At 35.2% G+C, this 14,874-nt stretch carries 19 protein-coding genes; 7 read left to right on the plus strand and 12 right to left on the minus strand.

Features of this window, described 5'->3' with window-relative positions:
- A partial coding sequence (locus F6K40_RS18145; protein WP_293138285.1) for a hypothetical protein occupies nt 1-236 on the plus strand: 236 nt, incomplete at its 5' end.
- Between the two features lie 23 nt (nt 237-259).
- A complete protein-coding gene (locus tag F6K40_RS18150) occupies nt 260-580 on the plus strand; it encodes a hypothetical protein (protein ID WP_293138287.1) in 321 nt (106 codons plus the stop codon).
- Here the strand turns inward: F6K40_RS18150 and F6K40_RS18155 are convergent.
- From F6K40_RS18155 to F6K40_RS18205, 11 genes are all read right to left on the minus strand, one after another.
- On the minus strand, nt 537-854 hold the full coding sequence (locus F6K40_RS18155) for a restriction endonuclease subunit S domain-containing protein (RefSeq protein ID WP_293138289.1): 318 nt from the start codon (nt 852-854) through the stop codon (nt 537-539). The two genes, F6K40_RS18150 and F6K40_RS18155, sit on opposite strands and share 44 nt — an antisense overlap.
- Before the next feature lie 18 nt (nt 855-872).
- Entirely contained in the window at nt 873-1,568 is a 696-nt protein-coding gene (locus F6K40_RS18160) for a restriction endonuclease subunit S (protein ID WP_293138291.1), read from the minus strand.
- A 69-nt stretch (nt 1,569-1,637) separates the two neighbouring features.
- Complete coding sequence (locus tag F6K40_RS18165) at nt 1,638-2,180, minus strand: hypothetical protein (protein ID WP_293138293.1); 543 nt, start codon at nt 2,178-2,180, stop codon at nt 1,638-1,640.
- 3 nt (nt 2,181-2,183) lie between these two features.
- Nucleotides 2,184-3,731 (minus strand): type I restriction-modification system subunit M, encoded by a 1,548-nt coding sequence (locus F6K40_RS18170; RefSeq protein ID WP_293138295.1) that lies wholly within the window; start codon nt 3,729-3,731, stop codon nt 2,184-2,186.
- A gap of 124 nt (nt 3,732-3,855) precedes the next feature.
- Nucleotides 3,856-4,029 carry a hypothetical protein gene (locus F6K40_RS18175; RefSeq protein ID WP_293138297.1) on the minus strand — a complete coding sequence of 58 codons (174 nt, stop codon included), beginning with the start codon at nt 4,027-4,029 and terminating at the stop codon, nt 3,856-3,858.
- Nucleotides 4,030-4,700: 671 nt separating this feature from the next.
- On the minus strand, nt 4,701-5,891 hold the full coding sequence (nagA, locus tag F6K40_RS18180; RefSeq protein WP_293138299.1) for an N-acetylglucosamine-6-phosphate deacetylase: 1,191 nt from the start codon (nt 5,889-5,891) through the stop codon (nt 4,701-4,703).
- A gap of 146 nt (nt 5,892-6,037) precedes the next feature.
- Nucleotides 6,038-6,214, minus strand: coding sequence for a hypothetical protein (locus F6K40_RS18185; RefSeq protein ID WP_293138301.1), 177 nt, complete (start codon nt 6,212-6,214; stop codon nt 6,038-6,040).
- A 145-nt stretch (nt 6,215-6,359) separates the two neighbouring features.
- Nucleotides 6,360-6,536, minus strand: a complete 177-nt coding sequence (locus F6K40_RS18190) for a hypothetical protein (protein WP_293138303.1) — start codon at nt 6,534-6,536, stop codon at nt 6,360-6,362.
- Nucleotides 6,537-6,682: 146 nt separating this feature from the next.
- Nucleotides 6,683-6,859 (minus strand): hypothetical protein, encoded by a 177-nt coding sequence (locus tag F6K40_RS18195; RefSeq protein WP_293138305.1) that lies wholly within the window; start codon nt 6,857-6,859, stop codon nt 6,683-6,685.
- Between the two features lie 147 nt (nt 6,860-7,006).
- Complete coding sequence (locus F6K40_RS18200; protein WP_293138307.1) at nt 7,007-7,183, minus strand: hypothetical protein; 177 nt, start codon at nt 7,181-7,183, stop codon at nt 7,007-7,009.
- A gap of 147 nt (nt 7,184-7,330) precedes the next feature.
- Nucleotides 7,331-7,507, minus strand: coding sequence for a hypothetical protein (locus tag F6K40_RS18205; protein ID WP_293138309.1), 177 nt, complete (start codon nt 7,505-7,507; stop codon nt 7,331-7,333).
- Between the two features lie 187 nt (nt 7,508-7,694).
- Here F6K40_RS18205 and purE point away from each other — a divergent pair, with 187 nt between their 5' ends.
- From purE to F6K40_RS18225, 4 genes are all read left to right on the plus strand, one after another.
- Nucleotides 7,695-8,204, plus strand: a complete 510-nt coding sequence (purE, locus tag F6K40_RS18210; RefSeq protein WP_293138311.1) for a 5-(carboxyamino)imidazole ribonucleotide mutase — start codon at nt 7,695-7,697, stop codon at nt 8,202-8,204.
- A 200-nt stretch (nt 8,205-8,404) separates the two neighbouring features.
- Nucleotides 8,405-9,889: an ammonium transporter gene (locus F6K40_RS18215; RefSeq protein WP_293138313.1), complete on the plus strand. Its 1,485-nt coding sequence runs from the start codon at nt 8,405-8,407 to the stop codon at nt 9,887-9,889.
- A 288-nt stretch (nt 9,890-10,177) separates the two neighbouring features.
- Nucleotides 10,178-11,071 carry an SGNH/GDSL hydrolase family protein gene (locus F6K40_RS18220; RefSeq protein WP_293138315.1) on the plus strand — a complete coding sequence of 298 codons (894 nt, stop codon included), beginning with the start codon at nt 10,178-10,180 and terminating at the stop codon, nt 11,069-11,071.
- 855 nt (nt 11,072-11,926) lie between these two features.
- A complete protein-coding gene (locus tag F6K40_RS18225) occupies nt 11,927-13,132 on the plus strand; it encodes a 4-hydroxy-3-methylbut-2-enyl diphosphate reductase (protein ID WP_293138345.1) in 1,206 nt (401 codons plus the stop codon).
- 355 nt (nt 13,133-13,487) lie between these two features.
- On the opposite strand, the gene F6K40_RS18230 is transcribed toward F6K40_RS18225, so the two are convergent.
- On the minus strand, nt 13,488-14,066 hold the full coding sequence (locus tag F6K40_RS18230; protein ID WP_293138317.1) for a hypothetical protein: 579 nt from the start codon (nt 14,064-14,066) through the stop codon (nt 13,488-13,490).
- Between the two features lie 543 nt (nt 14,067-14,609).
- Here F6K40_RS18230 and F6K40_RS41620 point away from each other — a divergent pair.
- On the plus strand, nt 14,610-14,738 hold the full coding sequence (locus F6K40_RS41620; protein WP_293138347.1) for a hypothetical protein: 129 nt from the start codon (nt 14,610-14,612) through the stop codon (nt 14,736-14,738).
- The last annotated feature ends 136 nt before the right edge of the window (nt 14,739-14,874 follow it).

Consider the following 14,874-nt stretch of genomic DNA (forward strand, 5'->3'; position numbering starts at 1 on the left):
GCAAAATTTATCTCTGCTGGAGAAACGAGAAATTCCCGATTTATCAATTTGACAAAAGAGGAAAATGCAAGAGTCGTGTCTATATTATCTCGGCAAAATTTATCTCTGCTGGAGAAACGGGAAATTCTGCATTTATCAATTTGACAAAAGAGGAAAATGCAAGAGTCGTGTCTATATTATCTCGGCAAAATTTACCTCTGCTGGAGAAACGAGAAATTCTGCATTTATCAATTTGACAAAAGAGGAAAATGCAAGAGTCGTGTCTATATTATCTCGGCAAAATTTATCTCTGCTGGAGAAACGGGAAATTCCCGATTTATCAATTTGGCAAAAGAGGAAAATTCCAGATCGTGTCTATATTATCTCGGCAAAATTTACCTCTGCTGGAGAAACGGGAAATTCCCGATTTATCAATTTGGCAAAAGAGGAAAATTCCAGATCGTGTCTATATTATCTCGGCAAAATTTACCTCTGCTGGAGAAACGGGAAATTCCCGATTTATCAATTTGGCAAAAGAGGAAAATTCCAGATCGTGTCTATATTATCTCGGCAAAATTTACCTCGTTTGCTTTTAATCTAACAAGATAAGAAGCGAAAGATACTTTGTCTTCTTTACTACCTCGAAAAAATCCTACCTTACCTACCAACTCTAAACTATTTGTTCTATTAAATAGTAAGTCACCATATTCTAAAATCAATGATTCAGGAACGCTTTCAAGACTTCCAGTTTTAGGAATTAAAACTTTTCCATCTTGTATATTTCCCATTGTCAAAATTTTAAATTCTTCTTCACCTCTAATGCTATCTGATATTCCATATCTATAGGATTTTAAACACCTTTTAATTTTTCTCACGTCCCAATGTTCGGGTATTTATCCTAACCATTCAATGCCAGAAAATTTCATCGGAACATCTGGGTTAAGACCTTTAGTAACTGCCAGATTAATAATAACCGTTTTCTGTTCTTTTAGTAGTTTTATCATCCGTTGTTTTTTGGCAATATAGTCATCTATTTGGGCGAGTTTTTCGTCTAGGAAATTAGCGATCGCTTGTTGTTCTGAGAGAGGAGGAAAAGGAACAGGCATTTCTGCAAAGCTTTCTTTGTTGACATAAAGTAAGGTTGTTACTGTAGCTACTCTTTCAAAATATGTCTTAGAAATAATTACAACATATCGTAAAAACCAAGGGTTAATATTTTTTGGTATGTACGCTTGTAATTGCTGGTTGATAATTACAGAGTTTGTATTAACTGAAGCTACACCAAAATTTCCTACACAACTAGCAATTATAGATCCAGAAAGTAAATATTTTGATCCTGTTTTTAACGCGCTTAATTCACTAACAAAGTAGTTATAGATAGATTTATTTACAGTCGAATTAGTAATGTCATCCATAGTTATCCAGGGTAAACCTGACTCTAAATTGAGTTCTGGTTTATTTCTTTGTGGCACAAATATTTTACTTACATACTTTGCCCTTTTCACCTCCCAATGTTCAGGAATATCCCCCAACCATTCAACACCAGAACTTTTATAAACTGGATATTTTTGCCAATTCAAATCAACCATATTTCCCCAAAATTTCCTAATTAAAAAATTCAAATTTTCCCAAGTAGATAACCTACCTATTCTCACTTCCTAAAATTCTAACCAAAAGAAGATACTGATAACTGGTAACTGATTTATTCCGCATTTTCTGCTGATAACTGATAACTGATTTAACATTTCCTCCGTTTCCTTTTCTAACTCCAAAAGTTCCTCCACAATATCTTCTAAACTCCGCAACTTCTGAAATTTATAAAAATACTTAGTAAAGGAAATCTCATAACCCCTCACCACCTTATCAAAATCTATCCAAGCATCAGGAACATGAGGCAAAACTTCTCTCTGAAAATATTCCTCAATATCTTCTTTCAACAGCACATTTTCAGTATCTCTCAATTCCACATCCGGTTGATAAATAACCTCCTTTTTCGTCCGCTTCAAAACTACAGCTTCTCCCCGCTCATCCTTCTCAGTAAAAATCTGATAAATCAAATCCAAATCCCGCTTTTTCAACTTCCACTCCTGCTCTTTCAATACTTTTTCAAAATCTCTCTTCACCAAATTAAAATCCCACTGCACCTCCTCACCAAACAACTTCTGCAAAATCTCCACCACTCCCAAAAATTCATCACCCATCTTTTATCCAAATTCCTGAACCCTTGCTGCCGTAACTTGAAAACTCAAACGCAAAGATCTCTCCACAACAATCTTATGAAAACCAAAATCCTCATTATCAAAAATTCGACTATTTTCCGAGTGGGAAAAAGCCAGAAATTTCTCAGTTATCCTGTCAATATCTTCTCCCCGTAATTCACAATTTTTACTCCCCAAATTTTTCCTCAATTTCCCATACCATTCCGTGGCATCTATCAACTGTACCTTCCCGCGACGATGAACAGATTTTTGATTAGAAAGAATCCAAACATAAGTCGCAATACCAGTGTTATAAAACATATTTAACGACAAACCAACAATACATTCCAACCAATCATTTTCAATAATCCAGCGCCGAATATTACTCTCGCCACTACCAGCATCCCCCGTAAATAAAGCCGAACCATTATGAACAATAGCTATGCGACTTCCCAACTTTGTCGAGTCTTTCATTTTAGAAAGTTTATTCACCAAAAATAATAATTGCCCGTCACTACTCCGGGGAATAAGTTGTAATTCCTCCCCCTGATGTTTAACCAAAAACCGACTATCTTTTATCTCCTTTTTTCTCCCCATTAAAATATTATCTTGATCGACTTTCCAAGATTTCCCATAGGGAGGATTAGCCAACATAAAATCAAATGTAAAATCAGGAAAACCATCATTAGCAAGAGTCGAAGCATACTTAATATTATCCGTATCTTTTTCCTTAATTAACATATCCGCCTGACAGATAGCATAAGTCTCCGGATTAACCTCTTGCCCAAACAAATAAATGATTACTTTTTTCCCCATTCCTGTTGCCAACTCCTGCAAAAAATTTTCTGCTTCGGTCAACATTCCGCCAGAACCACAGGCACAGTCATAAACTAAATAAGTGCCGTTTTGAATCTTGTCTTTCACAGGCATAAAAATCAAATTAACCATCAACTTAATAATGTCGCGGGGAGTAAAATGTTCTCCTGCCTCCTCATTATTTTCTTCGTTAAATCTTCTAATCAATTCCTCAAAAACATAACCCATCCCCAAATTAGATAATCCAGGTTGAATAACTTTTCCTTTTTTATCTTTTATCGGTTCCGGACTAAGATTAATCTCCGAGTCAGTAAACTTTTGAATCAAAGAATAAAGGCGGTTATGTTCGACCAAAGTTTCCAACTGATTTCGGAACTTAAATTGACTGATAATTTCCTGTACATTTTCGCTAAAACCATTCAGATAATCTATCAAATTCTCTTTAATAAGATTAGGTTCATCCAGTAATTTTGTCAGAGTATAGGGAGAAGTATTATAAAAAGGATATTTAGTAATATCTGTTAATCCAGACTTATCATAAAACCCCATATTTTCATAAAAATCATTCTCTTTGATAACTGCTTCTTTAGTAGATTCAAGCAAACAATCTAACCGCCGAATAACAGTCATCGGCAGAATTACATCTCGATACTTTCCCCTAACATAAACATCCCGCAAAACATCATCAGCAATTCCCCAAATAAAACTAACAATTCCGTTATGTGTACCGTTATCCATTTCTGTAATTTATAGTAAAAAATAATTGAAGTAGAGGTAAGCATTCAGCCGTCAGCTATTAGCTATTAGCTATGAGTTATTAACTCATTATTACACCTAAGGAGGAATTAATCTCCAAGGAGAATTAAAAATTATTAATAAAAAGGTCATCAGCTAACCTTAGTTGTTGCTTGATTCTTTCAAAAGCTAAATGTTGAATGGTAATAACTGAATGCTTACAAGTAGTTGACTGCTCAATCATATTTAACCATCTCTCTTTCTGAGATTCATTTAATTTTGCCTGAGATAATACTTCCAAATATTCTCTGCTAACCCAACTTTATCTCTGGTAGTTTTGGAGAGAAAACCCCGACATTATTTACTCGCAACCTTGATAAATTATTTCCACACTTGCCAAAAATTTCACGCTCTATTTCTCAAGCTTTCCTCGTCGAAAAATGTAGATTTAGTTGAAGCGTCCGCAGCCAAATATCTAGAAATTAACTAATTCCAAATACTAAAGCCAACCCAACTTTATCTCTGGTAGTTTTGGAGAGAAAACCCCGACATTATTTACTCGCAACCTTGATAAATTATTTCCACACTTGCCAAAAATTTCACGCTCTATTTCTCAAGCTTTCCTCGTGGAAAAATGTAGATTTAGTTGAAGCGTCCGCAGCCAAATATCTAGAAATTAACTAATTCCAAATACTAAAGCCAACCCAACTTTATCTCTAGTAGATTTGGACAAAAAATCCCTACATTATTTACTTGCTATCTGAATAAATATTTCCCAAACTTCCCGAAAATTTCACGCTCTATTTCTCAAGCTTTCCTCGCTAGGTTGGGAGAAAAAATCCCTACATTATTTACTCGCAACCTTGATAAATTATTTCCACACTTACCGATAATTTCACTATCTCTTGCTAAAGTTTTCCTTGTCGAAAAATATAGATTTAGTTGAAGCGTCCGCAGCCAAATATCTACAAATTAACTAACTCCAAATATTCTCTGCCAACCCAACTCTATCTCTGCTAGGTTGGGAGAAAAAATCCCTACATTATTTACTCGCCACCTTAATAAATTTTTCCCAAACTTCCCAATAATTTTACTATCCATTCCTAAAGCTTTACGAGGTGCAATAGTCGCCAAATAAATTCCAGTTTCAACATCACAAATTCCCCACTTCACCAAATTATTAATCCCAACTAATAAAGGCAAAGTAGTTCCTGCTAAAGTTCCATCTTTTAATCTTACTGTACCGTTTTTAACTTCTATTTCTCTAGTATCCCAAGGGTAAATTCCATCAGGTAATCCCAAGGGTGCTAAAGCATCACTAACTAAAAATATTCCCTGCTGATATTGACTGGCTTTCAACAAAATTTCTATCATTGTTGAAGAGACGTGGTTCCCATCAGCAATTAAACCGCACATAACGTCAGGATTTGTAATTGCTGCTCCTAATAATCCTGGTTTTCGATGATGTAAACTTGGCATGGCGTTAAAAGCATGAGTCACCATTAAAGCTCCCAATTTAAAAGCTATTTCTGCTTGATTTGCTGTAGCCTGAGAATGCCCTAAACTAACTGTAATTCCTAAATTTTTTAAGTATGGAATTACTGTTTCTGTACTGTCTAATTCTGGTGCCAAAGTGATTATTTTAACTGTTTGAGCATAATCGCCTATTACTTGTTTGACATTTTCTAGAGTTAATGGTAATAAATATTCGTTAGGATGAGCGCCTCGCTTTTCTGGATTCAAAAAAGGTCCTTCTAAATGTACGCCCAAAATTTTAGCCGTTTGTGGTGCTTGGGGTTGGGAGGCCAAATTATGGAAAATTTGGAGCGATCGCTGAATATTATCTATAGAAGTAGTGACAATAGTAGGCAAAAAAGCGTCTATTCCTTGTTGCCATAAATATTGAGAAATTTCATGTATTTTGGTTATGGAAGTTTCATCTACTTCGGGAAAAGGTAAACCTAAAGCACCATTTATTTGTAAGTCAACTCCACCCAGAGAAACCCAGTCTTGTTCAATATCTATTGTGGTAGATGTGGTAGGCAAAATTTCTTCAGTCTGAGGAATAATTTGCTCAATTTTGCCAGTAGAATTGATTAAAATTTGCTGTAGGTTTTGATAACCAGGAATTTTAGCATTAATAATTTTAGTGGTTAAATTCACGAGTTTAAACTCCAAATTAGAATTGAGAAAATAATAAACTTTGCCAAGGAAAAAATATCAAAATTCAGATCAGTAAACTGAAAATTTGTACTTCCTGAAAACTGCTGTATATCTCCTAACTTATAGGAAAAACTAACTGCTAATTTTTAACAACCGAGAGAAACCCAGTCTTGTTCAATATCTATTGTGGTAGATGTGGTAGGCAAAAGTTCTTCAGTCTGAGGAATAATTTGCTCAATTTTGCCAGTAGAATTGATTAAAATTTGCTGTAGGTTTTGATAACCAGGAATTTTAGCGTTAATAATTTTAGTGGTTAAGTTCACAAGTTTAAATTCTAAATTATAGTTGAGAAAATCATAAACTTTTGCCAGGAAAAAAATCAAAATTCAGATCAGTAAACTGAAAATTTGTACTTCCTGAAAACTGCTGTATATCTCCTAACTTATAGAAAAAACTAACTGCTAATTTTTAACAACCGAGAGAAACCCAGTCTGGTTCCGCATCAATAGTGGTAGATGTGGTAGGCAAAAGTTCTTCAGTCTGAGGAATAATTTGCTCAATTTTGCCAGTAGAATTGATTAAAATTTGCTGTAGGTTTTGATAACCAGGAATTTTAGCATTAATAATTTTAGTGGTTAAATTCACGAGTTTAAACTCCAAATTAGAATTGAGAAAATCATAAACTTTGCCAAGGAAAAAATATCAAAATTCAGATCAGTAAACTGAAAATTTGTACTTCCTGAAAACTGCTTTATATCTCCTGAGTTATAGGAAAAACTAACTGCTAATTTTTAACAACCGAGAGAAACCCAGTCTGGTTCCGCATCAATAGTGATAAATATGGTAGGCAAAAGTTCTTCAGTCTGAGGAATAATTTGCTCAATTTTGCCAGTATAATTGATGAAAATTTGCTGTAGGTTTTGATAACCAGGAATTTTAGCGTTAATAATTTTAGTGGTTAAGTTCACAAGTTTAAATTCCAAATTATAGTTGAGAAAATCATAAACTTTTGCCAGGAAAAAACATAAAAATTCAGAATAAGTCAACTGAAAATTTGTACTTCCTGAAAACTGCTGTATATCTCCTAACTTATAGGAAAAACTAACTGCTAATTTTTAACAACCGAGAGAAACCCAGTCTGGTTCCGCATCAATAGTGGTAAATATGGTAGGCAAAAGTTCTTCAGTCTGAGGAATAATTTTTTCAATTTTGCCAGTAGAATTGATTAAAATTTGCTGTAGATTTTGATAACCAGGAATTTTAGCATTAATAATTTTAGTGGTTAAATTCACGAGTTTAAACTCCAAATTAGAATTGAGAAAATCATAAACTTTGCCAAGGAAAAAACATCAAAATTCAGAATAAGTCAACTGAAAATTTGTACTTCCTGAAAACTGCTGTATATCTCCTAATTTATAGGAACAACTAACTGCTAATTTTTAACAACCGAGAAAAACCGAGTCTGGTTCCGCATCAATAGTGGTAAATATGGTAGGCAAAAGTTCTTCAGTCTGAGGAATAATTTTTTCAATTTTGCCAGTATAATTGATTAAAATTTGCTGTAGATTTTGATAACCAGGAATTTTAGCGTTAATAATTTTAGTGGTTAAATTCACGAGTTTAAACTCTAAATTAGAATTGAGAAAATCATAAACTTTGCCAAGGAAAAAACATCAAAATTCAGATCAGTAAACTGAAAATTTGTACTTCCTGAAAACTGCTTTATATCTCCTGAGTTATAGGAAAAACTAACTGCTAATTTCTAACAACTGAATAACTGATAACTGATAACTGATAACTGAAATGAGTCCTATAGTCGGAATTATAATGGGCAGTGACTCAGACTTGCCCACAATGAAAGAAGCGATCGCCATCTGCGAAGAATTTAACATACTCTCCGAAGTTGCCATTGTCTCAGCCCACCGTACCCCCCAAAGAATGTTTGAATATGCCCAAACTGCTCATCAAAGAGGATTAAAAGTCATCATCGCCGGAGCAGGGGGGGCAGCACATCTACCAGGAATGGTCGCATCTTTAACGCCACTCCCAGTTATAGGCGTGCCAGTACAAACCCGAACCTTGCAAGGAATAGACTCCTTATATTCAATAGTCCAAATGCCAGGAGGAATACCAGTAGCCACAGTAGCGATCGGCAATGCCAAAAATGCTGGCTTATTGGCAATTCAAATCTTAGCATCCCACCAACCAGAATTATTAGAAAAAGTGCAAAAATACCGCGAGACCTTAGCTGAATCAGTAATAGATAAACAAACAAAGCTAGAGCAACTTGGATATCAAAAATATTTAACATAAACTTAACCATTATGCAAATATTTTATGCTCAAAAACTGACAAATACTTGCTATCGTAACTCACAGAAACCGTTGTAGAAATGCTGTCTATCCAAAACTACTAATAAATCAAAAATAGTAGTAATTGATACAGAAATCAATACAACAATTAGTGCGATATTTTTTGCATTTGTAATCTAACTAATTAACTTAGTCTTAAAAATGACATCTAAACTAAAGTTTAGGAGCAACAAAACAAAAAACAGACGGTTATTATCAGGAAAATATAGCCGTTTCAATAAACCGACAGAACTAATAAGTCGGTTATGTCGGACAAAATGGTTTTCCCCTGCTACATTAGCCTGCATACCTCTAGTATGTCTAATTATTGCTTTGTGGGCAGGAGCAGCAACCGCCCAAGACCAAGAACTAACCCCAGAATATATAAAAGGGGTATTAGATGCGATTTGGATTTTAATAGCTGCAGTCTTCGTAATTTTTATGAATGCTGGTTTCGGAATGTTAGAAACAGGATTCTGTCGCCAGAAAAACGCAGTTAATATTCTGGCCAAAAATTTAATTGTATTTGCCATAGCTACCCTGACATTTTGGTCTATAGGATTTTCTACAATGTTTGCTGGAGACCATCCTTTAATTGGTGGGGGTGGTTTCTTCCTCACTGGAGAACCAGGCACTTATGGACTAGACCCCTTTCCCGCAGGTTTGCCCATACCCGTGTTCTTCCTTTTCCAAGCAGCTTTTGCCGGAACAGCAGCAACCATTGTTTCTGGAGCTGTAGCTGAAAGAATAGAATTTTCAGCATTTTTGATATTTAGCCTATTACTTACAGGTATTGCATACCCTATTACTGGACATTGGGTCTGGGGAGGCGGTTGGCTTTCCAAAATGGAACCATCTTTCTATGATTTTGCTGGTTCAACAGTAGTTCACTCCGTTGGTGGTTGGGCAGCATTAGTAGGAGCATACATACTTGGACCACGGATTGGTAAATATGATGAAAATAACCAACCTAGAGCTATTCCTGGTCATAACATGGGTTTTGCTACCTTAGGCTGTTTAATTCTGTGGCTCGGTTGGTTTGGCTTTAACCCTGGTTCTCAACTTGCAGCAGATGAAAATGTAGTTTATATTGCCGTAACCACAAACTTAGCAGCAGCAGCAGGAGGAGCTACAGCAACTATTACATCTTGGTTAAAAGATAAGAAGCCAGACCTTTCCATGATTATTAACGGCATTTTAGCTGGCTTAGTCGGGATTACTGCAGGTTGTGATGGGGTATCTTATTTAGAAGCAGTAATTATTGGTGCTGTTGCAGGTATAATTGTTGTTTTCTCAGTTCCCCTCTTTGACAAGTTAAAAGTTGATGACCCTGTAGGTGCAACATCAGTTCACTTAGTATGTGGCGCTTGGGGAACTTTAGCCACTGGCATTTTTGTCGAAGATGCTAGTATCTTTACCCAGGCTATAGGTATTATCTCAATTGGATTATTTACAGTTATAGTCTCCACTATTTTCTGGCTAGCTTTGAAGGCAACTGTGGGTATTCGTGTCCATCCAGAGCAAGAATATGATGGCTTGGATATTTCTGAACATGGAATGGAAGCTTATTATGGCTTTGTGAAAGAACCTGATGCCCTTGCTGGTAGTATTTCTACCGATATGGATACCGAGCTGCAAAAACATTAACTTTTGCTTGAATCAGCTGAAAAACATAGACTATCCTAGATAAATATCTACACAATGTCTATGTTTTTACGCGATTAATCTGTGTTATTATATATGTCTGCTAAGACCAGAGGATTTTAGCAAAAATTCCGGAGTGTTTTGCACTCGACTTTTCATGTATGACGAAAACCCCAGAGGGAATCCTCACTCAAGGCAATTGAGCGGAACATTAACCTTCTTTGCCATTAGACTTATGGACAGGTGAGTCGGAAAATCGCTCTTAGTCACCGATGAAGAGCGTGTCTAGGATTGTCTAGATTTTTAGAAGGTGCTACGGTGTTTACTTTATCTAAAAATATTCCAACTTGGGCTTGGTGTTCTTTGGCTGCTAATGGCCTACTGTCATTGACAGTGGCCATATTAGTTGTCACTGATTATAAATTGCCAGAAGATCCTCAAGCAAGTGCCACAATTGCATCCACTACTACTAACAGTATCAAATCTAATAGACCAAGCCCACTATTTGGGGAACCTCGAACAGAACTTCTGGCTATTGGGAGAAACCATAAATGGACTTATGAACAATGGGTGGAACAGTTGCAGCGAGAGGCGATCGCCGCGGCTAATAATCGTCCAGATCGTTTAACTGTTTTATTAGGAGATTCTTTGAGTCTTTGGTTTCCCTCAAAACTTCTTCCTTGGGATAGAAGTTGGTTAAATCAAGGAATTTCTGGAGAAACAACGGCTGGTTTATTGAAGAGATTATATTTATTTGATAGTACCAGGCCAGAAACAATTTTTGTGATGATTGGGATTAACGATCTAGTACATGGGGTCGATGATCGGACGATTCTTGCCAATCAAAGCAGAATTATTCGTCAATTAAGAGGGGTTCATCCTGGGAGTCAAATAGTTGTCCAATCTATTTTACCCCATAGTGGGGAGTCGGCTACCTGGGAAGGTCGCGATCGCCTCCTAGAATTATCTAATAGTCGCATCAGAAAAATCAATCTTCGTCTGAAGGCTTTAGCTGATGATGAAGGAGCGTTTTTTTTAAATCTTCACCCACTATTTACAGATGATCGAGGTTTTCTCCGAGCTGAACTTAGTACCGATGGCCTACATTTGAATGATAAAGGTTATCAAGTTTGGAGTACAGCAATCAAAATGTATAGCAAAATGAGATTAGAAGAACCCGATTAACAGTTATCAGTTATCAGTTATCAGTTATCAGTTATCAGTTGTCATAACTTTGAATCCTCCCTCGTTAAATCAGAGATTATACCGGGAGTCCTCTCCCTCCATTTTAGATAGATTGTATTGCCGTACTCTAATCAAAATAAAATTCTGGAATTTTAGCTGTAGATGAGATGTAGACAAAACACTATATATAGAGATTCAAAACTATAGTACCACACTATATCTAGCTTTTTTCCGAAAATTGGCTATAGATTTTCCCATTTGTTGGTTCTGGCTAGACTTTTGTAGCTCTAATTATAAAAATAAATAAGTATCTGAAATTTTGGCTATAGATGGAATGTAGAAAAAATACTATATATAGAGAGGCAAAACTATAGTACCACACTATATCTAGCTTTTTTCCGAAAATTGGCTATAGATTTTCCCATTTGTTAGCTCTGGCTAGATCATGTGGCTCTAAATTATAGAAATAAATAAATATCTGGAATTTTAGCTGTAGATGAGATGTAGACAAAACACTATATATAGAGATTCAAAACTATAGTACCACACTATATCTAGGGTTTTTTCCCAAAATTGGCTATAGATTTTCCCATTTGTTGGCTCTGGCTAGATTTTTGTGGCCCTAAACATAGCAATAAATAAATATCTGAAATTTGAGCTGTAGATGAGATTATCAGTCATAGCGCTAGACAAATATATTAGGACATTCCTCTCTTCCCGATTCCCGATTCCCGATTCCCGATTCCCGATTCCCGATTCCCGATTCCCTTTATTAGAAATAGACCTCTTGAATTTTTCTGTTGAAAAATATTGTAAGATCGAAAAAATTTCAGCAAAGTTTAATAACAAAACATGATGGATACAAAAGCTTTTACTAGGGAACTAAAAAAATCTGAGAATTATAACCGCAAAGGATTTGGTCATGGCAAAGAAGTAGCTACAGTAATGCAGTCTGTTTATCAAAGTAACCTAATCCAAGAAATTAGAGATAATAACTATACCCTAAAAAAAGGCGATGTTACTATTAAACTCGCAAAAGCTTTTGGTTTTTGTTGGGGTGTGGAAAGATCAGTAGCAATGGCTTATGAAACTCGTCAACATTTCCCTAATCAACAAATTTGGATTACTTACGAACTAATTCATAATCCATCTGTGAATCAGGATATGAGGGATATGCAAATTAAATTTATCCCTGTAATTGATGGTAAAAAAGATTTTTCTGTAGCTGGAAATAATGATGTAGTAATCTTGCCTGCTTTTGGTGCAAGTGTTCAGGAAATGCAGATTTTAAAGGAGAAAAATTGCCAAATTGTTGATACAACTTGCCCTTGGGTTTCTAAAGTTTGGAATAGTGTAGAAAAACATAAAAAGAAAAAATTTACTTCTATTATTCATGGAAAATATAGTCATGCAGAAACTATTGCTACTAGCTCTTTTGCTGATAAATATTTGATAGTTCTTAATATGTCACAGGCAGAATATGTTTGTAATTATATTCTGAATGGTGGCGATCGTGATGAATTTTTAACTAAGTTTAAACTGTCTTATTCTGAAGGTTTTGACCCTGATGTAGATTTAGAAGAAGTTGGTATTGCTAATCAAACAACTATGCTGAAAACTGAGACTGAAGAAATAGGAAAGTTGTTTGAAAAGACAATGATGAAGAAGTATGGACCTGATAAATTAAATGAGCATTATCAAAACTTTAATACTATTTGTGATGCTACTCAAGAACGGCAAGATGCAATGGCAGGTTTGTTTGATGAAAAGGTAGATTTAATGGTAGTAATAGGAGGTTTTAATTCTTCTAATACGACTCATTTGCAAGAAATGGCTATAGAAAATGGCATTCCTTCCTATCATATTGATGGTGCTAAAAGAATTTTATCTGGGAATAGAATTGAACATAAACCTTTAGGAAGTGACGTAAAAATATTGGAGGGTTGGCTGCCGGAAGGTGAGGTAGTTGTGGGTGTGACTTCTGGTGCTTCAACTCCAGATAAAGCTGTTGAAGATATTATTAATAAAATTTTGGAAATGAAGTTGGTTGTTGTGAATTAATATGATTGTTCAGATATCAGAAATAAATGAAACTTTAAGAGCTTATATCGAATCCGGTAGTATCGGAGTCATATAATTCTATAGTTAGTAGGGGCGAACGGCCGTTCGCCCCAACAATATTGATTATTTTTCCCTAATCCTAAATTATACCAATGCTACCGGATTTGATCTTACCCCATGCTTGATCTATTTAAGAAGAGGAGTGTTTTCCGAGACAGTCCCTAAACACCAACCTCCATTGTAATGTTCAATCTCAAAAATTTAAAATACAGCAAAGATATCAAATAACTTCTATATTTCTTTGCATATATTTTGGTTAATGATTAATCTTTGCTGCTTTTTAATCCTGTTACTTCTACCCCATACCATCTGCCCACTGGTTATTAGGAGCGTTAATTGGAATTAATGTATTTTGGGCAAGATTCTGTACCTCTACAGAAAAAACGACATTATTATCCAATAGCACATCATTGCCGTTCTGATCATTGCCATAGGAAGGAGGATTTAATCCCGCATTATTTTCTCTTTTCCTAACTGGTGCATTAGGCATGGTATCGTAAATCATTCCATTTATAGTAACATACATATGCTCAGGTAACATTTGTCCCTCCTCAAAGTGTCCCCAGAGTCTTATCCCACTACCATTCTCTGGAGCAAGACCAAATTCCTGACAAAGTAAGTTCAAGATAGCCATGTTCATCCCTGGGCCTGGTATCATATTTAATACATTTATAATGTCTTGGTTTGTTACAACATTTAGCCCTTGTGGCACATTATTATTATTATTATTTACATTAATGTTTAGTAACAAATGCCCTAGAGTTTGATATCTTTGATGAACAGCATCAGCGTGATTATGATCCCCTGATAATGCAAATACATGGCAAGCCATTATCCCGTAATTTTGGTTTCCAGTAAAATGCTTTATTGGCATTGTATCTCTCCTTGAATTTTTGTTTGCTTCCATTAATTAGACGTTTAGAGAAGTAAATTTCTGAATTATTTTTTTTCCCAAAATTCAGAGAAACTTTAACTAGAGCTTGCTGATTAAATCTTAAAGTCTTTACAGATAAAGGTTTTAGCATTGTTAGGTACCAAAAAATTTGAACTGTTAGAAGATATCTGTAAAATAAATCTAAAAAAATGTCTCAAATATCTACTATGAGGAACAAAAGATGCATTATATTACCAGTATTGAACAGATTGGTTTAGATAAAGGGGAACAGATTGGTGTAGTAAAATCTGCAAAGGAATCAATCATCACAGTGTTAGAAACTAGGGCAAGAAAATGTACCTACAAATATTGTCGGTGCTGTTAATCAAATTGATAATATTCAGTCGCTCAAACAGTTAACTAAAACTGCTGTTTTAATTGATTCTTTGGAAATTTTTGCCGATATTTTACCTCAGAGATAGATAATCTTAATTGTGGAGTTTATGAGCAACTAATAAATTACAACTTTTTCAAGAGGTTAAAATATCCGAGGGTTGGTTGCCGGAAGGTGAGGTATTTGTAGGTGTGACTTCTGGCGCTTCAACTCCTGATAAAGCTGTTGAAGATATTATTAACAAAATTTTGGAAATGAAGTTAGTTGTTATGAATTAAATATTAGTCTGTTTGGATTGAGAAAATTTAGGGAAGGCGTTTGCTACTGGCAAAATTTGAATTGCCTTCTCCTTGTTTAAAAAAAGTTTTGTCATCCTCTTATCTCAGAAATAGATAATCTTAATTGAAAAGTTGA

Origin of the sequence: Okeania sp. SIO3I5 (genome assembly GCF_010672085.1) — a bacterium.
Lineage (GTDB): Bacteria > Cyanobacteriota > Cyanobacteriia > Cyanobacteriales > Microcoleaceae > Trichodesmium.